Raw genomic sequence first — 11,309 nt, 5'->3', positions numbered from 1 at the left:
TTAGATGCGTGCGGCAATACCCAGATTATGGTGGGCAATAGCTTGAGAAAACATATGAACCGGTTTAAATTTTTGACGTAATAGGATGGTTTGGGTAACCTTAAACGAGAAGGCATATGCTGGAGGGAACGAAGATGGAACCAATTGAAATTGAAAAAGTACAGCAATTACTGCAAGGATACTGCAACAAGGATGTCTATATCCATTTGGAGACGACAAATGGTGCTTATGCGAGCCATTTTGATGATAAAGCATACAATGTTGGTGCATACATCCGTAATGCGAAAGTGAAATTCTCGCAAGCAAAAATTATTGGTGACGGAAAGACATACCGGGCAGGACTGAAACTGGAATTAGGCTGGATTTATGCTGAGGGCTTGACCGAGTGGACACTACATAATGGGTCACAGCTTTTGCTTGCCGGCCATGATCGGGAAGGGCGTTTAATGGTGGCTTTACACATCAGTGAGACACCGCTTGGCCATGAATATGCTGCCAGTGACAGTGTAGCAGCTGAATAAACAGCATCCCTTTATAAAGAACATTACAGGGCTAATGAAACAGTTACTCAACTTTCACAGCCTCGCGCTTTCGCAGAGTTTACCGCGGGCAACGCTTCAGCTACCTCGGAAGAAAACAGCTTTTATGTGAATCCAAGGTGCCGGGGATAACAGTTAGAAGCGTTTCAAGTTCGCCACAGTGAACTGTTTGAGAAAGTTAAAATAGTTATAAATACAGTTATTTTGCAAATAAAGGTCTGGTGATGAAAATGGAAAAACATGTCGTTGTTATTTTTCCGCACCCGGATGATGAATCATTTGGTGCAGCAGGAACGATTACAGCATTTCGTGAGCAGGGTGTACCAGTCACCTATTTATGTGGGACATTAGGTGAAATGGGACGAAATATGGGTTCGCCCCCTTTTGCCAATCGAGAAACACTTCCAGTTATTCGAAAAGAAGAGTTAATCAACGCATGTGAAAAGTTAGATATTAATCTACGTATGCTCGGTTATCGTGATAAGACGATGGAATTTGAGGATAAACGGGAAGTTGCTAATCATTTGAAACGTCATTTGGATGAGTTGCAGCCGAGCCTTGTCATTACACATTTTCCTGAACACGCAGTACACCCTGATCATAATGCGATGGGGGCTGCGGCCATTGAAGCGATTCGACTGATGGAACCAGAAAATCGCCCCGTTGTTTGGGCACATGCAATAACCAATAACTATATAGAGGAACTTGGCCAACCCGATATCCACAATGATGTCAGCCCATATTTTGAACAGAAGATGGAAGCTGTTTTAGCACATAAGTCTCAGGCTAGTGGAATCCTCGGCAAATTCCAGGAGAGTGCCTCTTTATCTGCAGATGTCATGGAAGCTGCGAAAGAACGTTTAGGAGTAGAGCAATTTTATGTTTGGAAATTTAGTAAATAGCTTCTCAAGGAGATAGATTTTAAAAAAGCCGTTATACAAATCCTGGTTCGAACGTATGTTAACAGGGGTTCGGTGGTTTGACAGCGTTTTTTGTAACGTCAGAAAGTATGAATTTTGGGAGACCTTATAAAAAAAGACAAAGACTATAAATAAGATGATACTTTCACGAAAAAGTTATGCCACGTCCTGTGTGCCGGGATTCATTAATGGAGGTTTCACTCAATGTTTATATTATGGGGATGTTATAAGGAGGATGTTCACTGATGTTGCTGCGTTGGGCCGTATCAATTGTTCTGAATGCTGTTGCACTCATCGTGGCGGCTGAGCTGTTTGATGGGTTTCATCTTGCTGGATTCGGGACTGCACTTTTGGCAAGTATCATCCTTGGTATTCTGAACACAATTGTAAAGCCGATACTCGTAGTGTTGACGATGCCGATTACATTTTTGACACTTGGTTTATTTTTGTTTGTGATTAATGCCATAACGTTAATGATCACACAGACTGTTATGGATGAATCGTTTATGATTTCAGGATTCGGTACAGCTATTATCGCAGCAGTGATTCTTGCAATTTTAAATCTGCTCCTGAACAAGTTGGTAAGAGATAGAATAACGTAAAACCCCGAACCCGGAATGTCGCAGGTTTTATCCCTGCGATTTTCTTTTCCATTTAAATATTCCTAATCCATCAAAATATGCTACAATAAACATCAGTAATTGAGAAATCTTATCACGAATTAACAAGCTGTAATATATTACCTCTAAACATGGGTAAGTTAGAAATGAGAATTGGGACTAAACCTTTATTGGAGGCTTCTATAAAATGGAAAAAGTCCGCACAGAAGATTTGCTGAAAAATTTTAATCTGACACTGGTCGCAGGAGAAGATGGCATACATAGGGAGATCACCTCTAGTGACGTACACAGGCCGGGGATTGAAATGACCGGTTATTTTGAGTATTATCCAAAAGAACGGGTTCAATTGATTGGTAAAACAGAAATGGCGTATTTCCTTGATTTAAAAGAAGAAAATAAAAAGGACCGTATGGAACGGTTATGTACCGATATCACCCCCGTAATTGTTGTTTCGCGTGGGATGGATATTCCGGAAGTCATTCTTGAAACGGCAGACAATGCAGGCGTACCTGTTTTACATTCACCGCGGAAAACAACGCGTGTAATTAGCAGGCTTACCAATTATCTTGAAGCAAAGTTTGCGCCGTTCACAGCTATACATGGAGTGTTAGTTGATATTTATGGTGTCGGCGTGCTTATAACTGGACAAAGTGGTGTCGGAAAAAGCGAGACAGCCCTTGAGCTGGTTAAGCGAGGACACCGTCTCGTCGCGGATGATAGTGTGGAGATCTATCAGGAGGATTACGACCAACTTATCGGCAATTCCCCGCCGCTGATTGAGCATTTGCTGGAAATACGCGGGCTGGGGATTATAAATGTTATGACGCTATTCGGTGCTGGTTCCGTTCGCAGCCATAAGAAAATATCGCTTATCATCAATCTAGAGTTATGGGATGAAAACAAACAGTATGACCGACTTGGGCTTGACGAGGAAACAATGAAAATCATGGATGTTAATCTTCCGAAAGCTACCATCCCGGTTCGACCTGGACGAAATCTTGCTGTCATCATAGAAGTTGCGGCAATGAATTTCCGATTGAAGCGTATGGGTGTTAATGCCGCTGAGGAATTTTCCGAACGACTGACCGCGATGATTGATCAGGAAACAGATATAGAGTAGGAGAGTGATCAGTATGAGCTGCAGTGCACCCGCATTGGATCGTGTTTTTATTGAGCTTGGGCCACTGACTATTTATTGGTATGGTTTAATTATTGCGTTTGGTGCTTTTTTAGGTTTGTATATAGCGACGAAAGAATCGGATCGACTTGGATTACAGAAAGATTTAATGACTGACTTAGTTGTTTTCGCCATCCCAGTGTCGATTATTTTCGCGCGTCTGTATTATGTGATTTTTGAATGGGATCGCTATGTTGGTGGACCGTGGTGGGATGTTTTTGCAGTTTGGGAAGGCGGTATCGCTATTCACGGCGCATTAATTGGTGCTGTATTGACAGCGATTGTATTTGCACGTGTGAAAAATGTTCCGTTTTGGCAGCTGGCGGATATTGCCGCACCGAGTTTGATTCTGGGGCAGGCGATTGGCCGCTGGGGAAATTTTATGAACCAGGAGGCACATGGCGGACCGATTTCAGAGTCCGTGTTTAACAGTTTTCATACATATTTGCCGGATTTCATCATGAATCAAATGTGCATCGAGGGAGTCATGTATCATCCGACGTTTCTTTATGAATCAGTTTGGAATATTCTTGTACTCGTCTTCTTGCTGGTCCTTCGTCGTAAAAATCCGTTGCGGGGAGAAGTGTTTTTAAGTTATGTGATGGCTTATTCAGCTGGACGGTTCTTTATTGAAGGAATGCGAACAGATAGTCTCTATATTCCGGGGACTGATATTCGCATGGCCCAGCTCATATCAGTAGCATTGATTATTGCAGTTATTGGCGTAATGGTTTATCGACGTGTTTCTGGCATGGCACGAAAACATTACGATGGTCAAAATAAACACAAAACAAAAAAGTGACGGAAAGTGAGGAATGAATGTGACCGGTATTGTACAGCGCGGCTTGAAACAAGGTATGCATGTAACATGGACCTTGGGGAAAGTTATTTTTCCGATCACATTGATTGTGACGATATTGCAACATACACCCATTTTACCTTGGGTGGTTGACAAAATCAGTCCGTTAATGGGTTTGATTGGGCTGAGTGGGGAGGCAGCTGTTCCATTGGTTCTCGGTAATGCTTTAAATCTATATGCCGGCATTGCTGCTATCGTATCGTTTGATTTCACCGTAAAAGAAGTACTCATCATGGCGGTCATGCTTTCGTTTTCCCATAATCTATTCATCGAATCGACGGTCGCATCAAAAGTGGGCGTGAACTGGTGGATCATCTCAGGGATACGGCTGTCATTGGCATTGGTGGCCGCGACTGTAATTAATCTTATTTGGCGGGGTGGGGCAGAACAGGCACGGTATGGGTTACTATCATCAGAAGATACAGCGTTCGGCGGCCCGATTGAAATTGTTCTTCAAGGGCTGCAAACAGCGTTATTCGCTGTTGTGCAGCTGGCGGCAATTGTCATGGTGCTAATGGTTATCATGCAATTTCTACGGGAAAAGGGGTGGCTGCAGTTATTTTCAGATAAACTTGCACCATTCACAAAGCTTCTAGGTATGGAAAAAAATACAACGATGACGCTTGTTGCGGGACTGACAATTGGTTTGGCATATGGGGCGGGATTAATGATTCAAGCCGTGGAGGAAGATGGAGTGTCCAAGCGTGACATGTATTTGGCACTTGTCTTTCTTGTATCCTGTCATGCGGTAGTAGAGGATACAGTGATATTCATTCCGCTTGGGATCCCCGTCTGGCCACTGCTACTCATTCGCTTATCAACAGCAATTGTATTAACGATGACCGTCGCTTTCATTTGGAAACGGTTGGAATATCGAAAAAGGAAGGGAACAGCACATGAACATTCATACCATACTCTTTGATTTGGATGGAACACTGATTGATACCAATGAACTGATCATTGAATCGTTCATACACACATTTCAGCATTACGGCAAAAAGCTTGCACGCGAGGAAGCAATTGAGTTTATTGGACCACCACTGAAAGATACATTTTTACAGTATAATCCTGTTCAGGCTGAGTCAATGATGGAAACATATCGCGAACATAATAAGAAGCATCATGATGATTATGTGACTGCATTTCCGAATGTCTTGAAAACAATTGACCGGTTGCACCAGAAAAACATTCAGCTTGGCATAGTTACGACAAAGCTGCGCGGGACCGTGGGAATGGGGTTAAGGGTTACTCAGCTCGATTCTTATTTCAAGACGGTGATCACGCTTGACGATGTCACTTGTGCTAAGCCACACCCGGAGCCGGTTATAAAAGCTATGAATGAACTTGGAGCCAGTCCAGAGTCAACGTTAATGGTTGGCGATAATTCACACGACATTGAAGCTGGAAGGAATGCCGCAGTCAAAACAGCGGCTGTTTCTTGGTCCTTGAAAGACCGCGAAAAATTACTGGCATACAAGCCTACTTATATGTTGGATGATATGCAGGATCTGCTCAAAATAACAGAGGTGTAGTATGCGCAAGACCGAACGATATCCTGTCAAACATGCGAATTCGCTGTGGCAAATTTATAAAACAGTACCCTTTTGGAAGGTTATGAAAAATTTTATCTTTATCCAATTGGGCAGATACACACCTTTTTTACGTGTGAAAAATTGGCTTTACCAAGTTTTTTTGCAAATGAAGGTGGGCGACAAGACGGCATTTGCTTTAATGGTCATGCCCGATATCATGTTTCCCGAAAAAATAAAGGTTGGTGCAAACAGTGTGATTGGGTATAATACCACAATCCTGGCTCATGAATATTTGATAAATGAATATCGGGTGGGGGAAGTGGTGATTGGTGATAACGTTATGATTGGTGCCAATTCCACGATTCTTCCCGGTGTAACGATTGGTGATGGTGCCATTGTGTCGGCGGGAACACTGGTCCATAAAGATGTACCGCCTGGGGCTTTTGTTGGTGGGAATCCGATGCAGGTGATTCGTACGAAGGAAAAGATGGAGAAACAGGTGGATGACCATTGGAAGGATGATGAAGCATGAACATACCAGCTGGAATTGTCCCCGCAATCCGCAGCATGAAAGATTTTGAAACGGCACTGGAATCGGATCACAATGCTGTTGTACTGCTGGAGACGCGATTAGCACAATTGAAAAGTTTGGTGACGTATGCGAAACGCGCTAATAAGCAGGTATTCGTGCATGTTGACTTGATTCAAGGGTTGAAAGCTGACGAATACGGTATGGAATTTCTAGTCCGTGCCATTAAACCGGATGGCGTTATTTCGACTAGAGGCAATATCATCAAGCTTGCCAAAAAGCATAAACTGACAGCTATCCAGCGCATGTTTTTGCTGGATAGCATGGCCGTTGACCACAATCTGCAATTGATTGATCGATTTCAGCCGGATTGTGTAGAATTGTTGCCAGGGCTTGTGCCGGATATTATAACACAAATATATGAAGAAGCGTCTATTCCGGTTATTGCCGGTGGTCTGATTAGAAACGAACAGGAAGTTTCATCAGCTTTAGAAGCAGGAGCAGTAGCGGTATCGACTTCCAATGCTGAGTTGTGGGATTTATCATAAGATTAACTCTTCACTAGTTTGCCTAAGGATTTCACTATAATTATGATTGACAACGTTTACATTTTGAAGTAGAATTATTTTTGACAAGTTAAGAACGTGGAGGAGACATGGAGACCCACACTGTAATGGTACTTCCTAGGTAAAGTACTATGATTGCAGTGTGGTTTTTTGTGTTCATAGAACTTGTTTGAACTAACAAAATTATACAAGGAAGTGTTTATATATGTCTGAGTTTTTAGCAGAACTCATTGGTACGATGGTTCTGATCATACTTGGTGGCGGTGTCGTGGGAGGCGTACTCCTGAAAAAGTCTAAAGCAGAGGGTACCGGCTGGGTATTGATTACTATCGGTTGGGGCCTTGGTGTAGCGATGGGAGTATACGCGGTTGGCCAGTTCACGGGAGCACACATAAATCCTGCTGTGACATTGGGATTTGCAGCTGCAGGAGAATTCCATGGGCAAAGGTTCCACTTTATATAAGTGCTCAAATGATTGGTGCTTTTATCGGTGCAGTTATTGTGTTCTTTAATTACCTACCTCATTGGCGGGAAACAGAAGATAAAGGCGCAAAATTGGCTGTATTTTCAACAGACCCGGCAATCCGCAGTCCTTTTTCAAACCTGGTGAGTGAGATGATTGGTACGTTTGTCCTGTTAATGGGGCTTATGTTTATCGGCGCAAATAACATTACGGAGGGCTTAAATCCACTGATTGTCGGTTTGCTGATCGTTGCAATCGGTATGTCACTTGGGGGAACAACTGGATATGCGATAAATCCTGCTCGTGACCTTGGACCAAGAATTGCACATGCGCTACTCCCGATTCCTGGAAAGGGAGGATCGGACTGGGGGTATGCCTGGATTCCTGTCATTGGTCCTATTTTAGGTGGTGTGTACGGTGCGGTGTTTTATAACGCCATGTTTTTAGGTAAGTTTTCAGTTGTTTTTTGGGTGTTAAGTATTATTGTGACTGTCATTTTTATTGGCGCTGCTGTGACAGAGTTAAGTAAAAAAGATTCACGGCAAACAAGTGCTAAAAAAGTTATGTCAGGAAACCATATATTACAAGGAGGAGAACAATATGAGTGAAACTTACATTCTATCATTAGACCAGGGGACAACAAGCTCAAGGGCAGTTTTATTTAATCATGACGGAGAAATTATGGAAACAGCTCAAAAGGAATTCGAACAATTTTTTCCGCATCCCGGGTGGGTTGAACACGATGCCAATGAAATTTGGACTTCAATACTGGCTTGTATTTCAGAAGTGCTGCGTAAAGCTGATGTTGAACCATCACAGATAGCCGGCATCGGTATTACCAATCAGCGTGAAACGACCGTTGTTTGGGACAAAAACACGGGAAAACCGATTCATAAGGCAATTGTATGGCAATCACGTCAGACGGATGACATCTGTAAAGAATTGAGAGATCAAGGGTATCAAAATCTATTCCAGGAAAAAACCGGTCTTCTCATTGATGCCTATTTCTCAGGAACGAAAGTGAAATGGATTCTGGATAATGTGGATGGTGCGAAGGAAAAAGCCGAAAATGGTGATTTATTATTCGGCACAATAGATACGTGGCTCGTATACAAGCTTTCTGGTGGCAAAACACATATCACGGATTACTCCAATGCTTCCAGGACACTCATGTTCAACATTTATGATCTTAAATGGGATGACGAACTCCTTAACATACTGGGTGTTCCGAAAAGCATGTTACCGGAAGTACGTCAGTCTTCTGAGATTTATGCGAATACAGTCGATTATCATTTCTTTGGTCATGAAGTTCCCATCGGCGGCATTGCCGGAGACCAACAGGCAGCATTGTTCGGTCAGGCGTGCTTTGAAAAAGGTATGGCTAAAAACACGTACGGAACCGGTAACTTTATGCTGATGAATACCGGTGAGGAAGGGGTTAAATCCGATCACGGGCTGCTTACAACGCTGGCATGGGGCGTCGACGGAAAAGTGGAATATGCTTTAGAAGGAAGCATTTTTGTATCAGGTTCAGCCATTCAATGGTTGCGTGATGGATTGAAGATTATCGACCATTCGCCGCAAAGTGAGGATTACGCTACAAGGGTCGATTCGACAGACGGCGTGTACATGGTGCCGGCATTCGTCGGATTGGGTACACCATATTGGGACAGTGATGTCCGTGGTGCCTTCTTCGGTCTAACAAGGGGAACAACGCGAGAGCACATGATTCGGGCCACGCTTGAATCACTTGCTTATCAGTCAAAAGATGTGCTTGATGCGATGATCGCCGATTCCGGTATTGAATTAAAGACGTTAAGGGTTGATGGCGGAGCGGTAAAAAATGACTTCTTAATGCAATTTCAAAGCGATATGCTTGGTGTCCCGGTTGAACGCCCTGTTGTACAGGAAACGACAGCACTTGGAGCGGCCTACCTTGCTGGGCTGGCTGTTGGCTACTGGAACGACAAAGAGGAGATTGCAAGTCAGTGGAAGCATGATCGAACATTTAATGACGAGATGGATGAACAAAAGCGGAAGGAACTATATGCAGGCTGGCAAAAGGCAGTAGAAGCAGCAAGAACGTTTAAATGATTGTCCGCTGTAAAATTGCTGGAAGACGGAAGTAATCGCAGCCGTGACAAAAGAATTTGGCTAAATTAAAGACTGTACGTAAAATCGATTCTATGATAAACTATACCCATAAGTTAATATATGTGCCGGAGAAATGGAGAAACCACAAATTGCTGATGAAGCGTGTTCATTAGCTAGTTTGTGGTTTCTTTTTTTAGGTAGAAAATTTTTTCGGGTTTAACGATGTGTAATAGATATAAACTATATATGAGGTGATGGACATGTCAGTTTTCTCAAGTTATCAGCGTACTAACGTTTTTCAACAAATGAAAGATACCCAGCTCGATGTTCTCGTGATCGGTGGTGGTATTACAGGTTCCGGGATAGCGCTTGATGCGGTTACCCGAGGGTTAAATACGGCAGTGGTTGAAATGCAGGATTTTGCTGCTGGTACATCAAGCCGTTCAACCAAGCTTGTTCACGGTGGTTTGCGCTATTTAAAACAATTTGAAGTGAAAATGGTTTCTGAAGTCGGGAAAGAACGGGCTATCGTATATGAAAATGGCCCACATGTAACCACACCTGAGTGGATGATGCTGCCGTTTTATAAAGGTGGTACATTTGGACCGTTTACAACGAATATCGGTCTTCGCGTGTATGATTTTCTGGCAGGTGTAAAGAAAAGTGAACGAAGGGAAATGCTAAGTCCGGATGAGGCGGCGGATAAGGAACCGCTTATTAAAAAGGACGGTCTTAAAGGTGCTGGAATCTATGTGGAATATAAAACAGATGACGCACGACTGACCATTGAAGTAATGAAAAAGGCTGTTCAAAAAGGAGCGCATGCGGTCAATTATGCCAAAGTCGTTGATCTTATCTATCAATCCGGAAAAGTAACCGGTGCGATTGTAGAAGATCAGATCACTGGCGAACAGCACTATATTTATGCGAAGAAAATAGTGAATGCCGGTGGTCCATGGGTCGATGACATTCGTGAAATGGATGGATCCAAGAAAGGGAAAACCCTTCAGTTAACAAAAGGGGTTCATGTGGTGTTCTCGAAAAAACGTTTTCCACTTAAGCAGGCAATTTATTTTGATGCACCGGACGGCCGGATGATTTTTGCCATTCCACGGAATGATAAAACGTATGTGGGAACGACCGATACAAGTTACAATGGTGATATTGCTAATCCTAAAATGACCGAAGATGACAGGAATTATTTACTTGATGCGATTCGTTATATGTTTCCATCACTTGCTATAACTGTAGATGATGTTGAATCAAGCTATGCTGGATTAAGGCCATTAATTGCCGAAGAAGGCAAGGATGATCCCGATGAAATTTCTCGGAAAGACGAGATTTTTGTATCGAATTCCGGTCTAATCTCTATGGCAGGTGGGAAACTGACAGGGTATCGGAAAATGGCTGAACACGCCGTTAATACAGTGGTTAAGCAGCTTAAGGAAGAGGAAGGGATTTTGTACGGTGAATCGGAAACGAAGCATTTACCGATAGCCGGCGGAGAAGTAGGCGGTTCAACAGGCTTTCGTGACTTTAAAAAGCAGAAGATTGCTGAAGCGACTGCCCTTGGTATCCATGAACAAGTGACCACACAACTTATCCAGCAATATGGTGCCAATATTGATAAAATCTTTGAATTGTACGAAGAGGAACAAGCAAACGCACATAGCGCCGCAATTGATCCTGTCGTTTTTGCCGAACTCATTTACGCTATAAAGTATGAAATGGCTTATAAACCGGTGGACTTTTTTGTACGTCGGACAGGCGCGTTGTTTTTTGATATTGCCTTTGTTAAAAAGCATAAGGATAATGTTATTGCATATATGGCGAACGTTTTTCAATGGACGGATGAACAGAAGCAAGCTTATGCTGAAGAGCTTGACCAACTATTAGATGAAGCAGTCCATCCCATTATATAATTGACAATGTAGCAGAGAGTCGAATTAGCACTTTTGTAGTATACTAACAGCGTGAAAGCAGTTTGCAGTCTGGATGGAATTGACTGGG

11 protein-coding genes and 1 pseudogene are annotated in these 11,309 nt (G+C 42.9%); all 12 read left to right on the top strand.

Going from position 1 to position 11,309, the window contains the following annotated elements:
* The first annotated feature begins 134 nt into the window (after positions 1–134).
* The 12 genes and pseudogenes from FFL34_RS03850 (at position 135) to FFL34_RS03795 (ending at position 11,221) form a co-directional block, all read left to right on the top strand.
* On the top strand, positions 135–521 hold the full coding sequence (locus FFL34_RS03850; RefSeq protein WP_138601635.1) for a YojF family protein: 387 nt from the start codon (positions 135–137) through the stop codon (positions 519–521).
* A gap of 248 nt (positions 522–769) precedes the next feature.
* Positions 770–1,441, top strand: coding sequence for a bacillithiol biosynthesis deacetylase BshB2 (bshB2, locus tag FFL34_RS03845; RefSeq protein WP_138604660.1), 672 nt, complete (start codon positions 770–772; stop codon positions 1,439–1,441).
* Between the two features lie 263 nt (positions 1,442–1,704).
* The gene (locus tag FFL34_RS03840; RefSeq protein ID WP_138601633.1) at positions 1,705–2,061 is read left to right on the top strand and encodes a phage holin family protein; all 357 of its coding nucleotides are present in this window, start codon (positions 1,705–1,707) and stop codon (positions 2,059–2,061) included.
* A gap of 205 nt (positions 2,062–2,266) precedes the next feature.
* A complete protein-coding gene (hprK, locus tag FFL34_RS03835; RefSeq protein WP_138601631.1) occupies positions 2,267–3,199 on the top strand; it encodes an HPr(Ser) kinase/phosphatase in 933 nt (310 codons plus the stop codon).
* Positions 3,200–3,212: 13 nt separating this feature from the next.
* Positions 3,213–4,058: a prolipoprotein diacylglyceryl transferase gene (lgt, locus tag FFL34_RS03830; protein ID WP_138601629.1), complete on the top strand. Its 846-nt coding sequence runs from the start codon at positions 3,213–3,215 to the stop codon at positions 4,056–4,058.
* A 19-nt stretch (positions 4,059–4,077) separates the two neighbouring features.
* Positions 4,078–5,037 (top strand): nucleoside recognition domain-containing protein, encoded by a 960-nt coding sequence (locus tag FFL34_RS03825; protein ID WP_138601627.1) that lies wholly within the window; start codon positions 4,078–4,080, stop codon positions 5,035–5,037.
* On the top strand, positions 5,012–5,647 hold the full coding sequence (gene ppaX / locus FFL34_RS03820) for a pyrophosphatase PpaX (RefSeq protein ID WP_138601625.1): 636 nt from the start codon (positions 5,012–5,014) through the stop codon (positions 5,645–5,647). Before FFL34_RS03825 ends, ppaX begins: the two co-directional genes overlap by 26 nt.
* Position 5,648: 1 nt before the next feature.
* Entirely contained in the window at positions 5,649–6,179 is a 531-nt protein-coding gene (locus tag FFL34_RS03815) for an acyltransferase (protein WP_138601623.1), read from the top strand.
* Complete coding sequence (locus FFL34_RS03810; protein ID WP_138601621.1) at positions 6,176–6,724, top strand: glycerol-3-phosphate responsive antiterminator; 549 nt, start codon at positions 6,176–6,178, stop codon at positions 6,722–6,724. Before FFL34_RS03815 ends, FFL34_RS03810 begins: the two co-directional genes overlap by 4 nt.
* A 223-nt stretch (positions 6,725–6,947) precedes the next feature.
* A pseudogene (locus FFL34_RS03805) lies at positions 6,948–7,813 on the top strand (MIP/aquaporin family protein).
* On the top strand, positions 7,806–9,299 hold the full coding sequence (gene glpK, locus FFL34_RS03800; RefSeq protein ID WP_138601619.1) for a glycerol kinase GlpK: 1,494 nt from the start codon (positions 7,806–7,808) through the stop codon (positions 9,297–9,299). The pseudogene FFL34_RS03805 and the gene glpK overlap by 8 nt, the downstream one beginning before the upstream one ends.
* A gap of 260 nt (positions 9,300–9,559) precedes the next feature.
* A complete protein-coding gene (locus tag FFL34_RS03795; RefSeq protein ID WP_138601617.1) occupies positions 9,560–11,221 on the top strand; it encodes a glycerol-3-phosphate dehydrogenase/oxidase in 1,662 nt (553 codons plus the stop codon).
* Positions 11,222–11,309 lie beyond the last annotated feature (88 nt).

Origin of the sequence: Lentibacillus cibarius, from assembly GCF_005887555.1 — a bacterium.
Classification (GTDB): domain Bacteria; phylum Bacillota; class Bacilli; order Bacillales; family Amphibacillaceae; genus Lentibacillus; species Lentibacillus cibarius.
Note: the sequence above shows the minus strand (reverse complement) of the source record. Positions and strands in the feature narration are given on the sequence as shown.

What these genes read in the sequence shown, in the direction of transcription:
- bshB2 (WP_138604660.1), top strand. Translation starts at nt 770, where the DNA reads ATGGAAAAACATGTCGTTGTTATTTTTCCGCACCCGGATGATGAATCA.
- ppaX (WP_138601625.1), top strand. Translation starts at nt 5,012, where the DNA reads ATGAACATTCATACCATACTCTTTGATTTGGATGGAACACTGATTGAT.
- hprK (WP_138601631.1), top strand. Translation starts at nt 2,267, where the DNA reads ATGGAAAAAGTCCGCACAGAAGATTTGCTGAAAAATTTTAATCTGACA.
- lgt (WP_138601629.1), top strand. Translation starts at nt 3,213, where the DNA reads ATGAGCTGCAGTGCACCCGCATTGGATCGTGTTTTTATTGAGCTTGGG.
- FFL34_RS03840 (WP_138601633.1), top strand. Translation starts at nt 1,705, where the DNA reads ATGTTGCTGCGTTGGGCCGTATCAATTGTTCTGAATGCTGTTGCACTC.
- FFL34_RS03810 (WP_138601621.1), top strand. Translation starts at nt 6,176, where the DNA reads ATGAACATACCAGCTGGAATTGTCCCCGCAATCCGCAGCATGAAAGAT.
- FFL34_RS03850 (WP_138601635.1), top strand. Translation starts at nt 135, where the DNA reads ATGGAACCAATTGAAATTGAAAAAGTACAGCAATTACTGCAAGGATAC.
- glpK (WP_138601619.1), top strand. Translation starts at nt 7,806, where the DNA reads ATGAGTGAAACTTACATTCTATCATTAGACCAGGGGACAACAAGCTCA.
- FFL34_RS03795 (WP_138601617.1), top strand. Translation starts at nt 9,560, where the DNA reads ATGTCAGTTTTCTCAAGTTATCAGCGTACTAACGTTTTTCAACAAATG.
- FFL34_RS03815 (WP_138601623.1), top strand. Translation starts at nt 5,649, where the DNA reads ATGCGCAAGACCGAACGATATCCTGTCAAACATGCGAATTCGCTGTGG.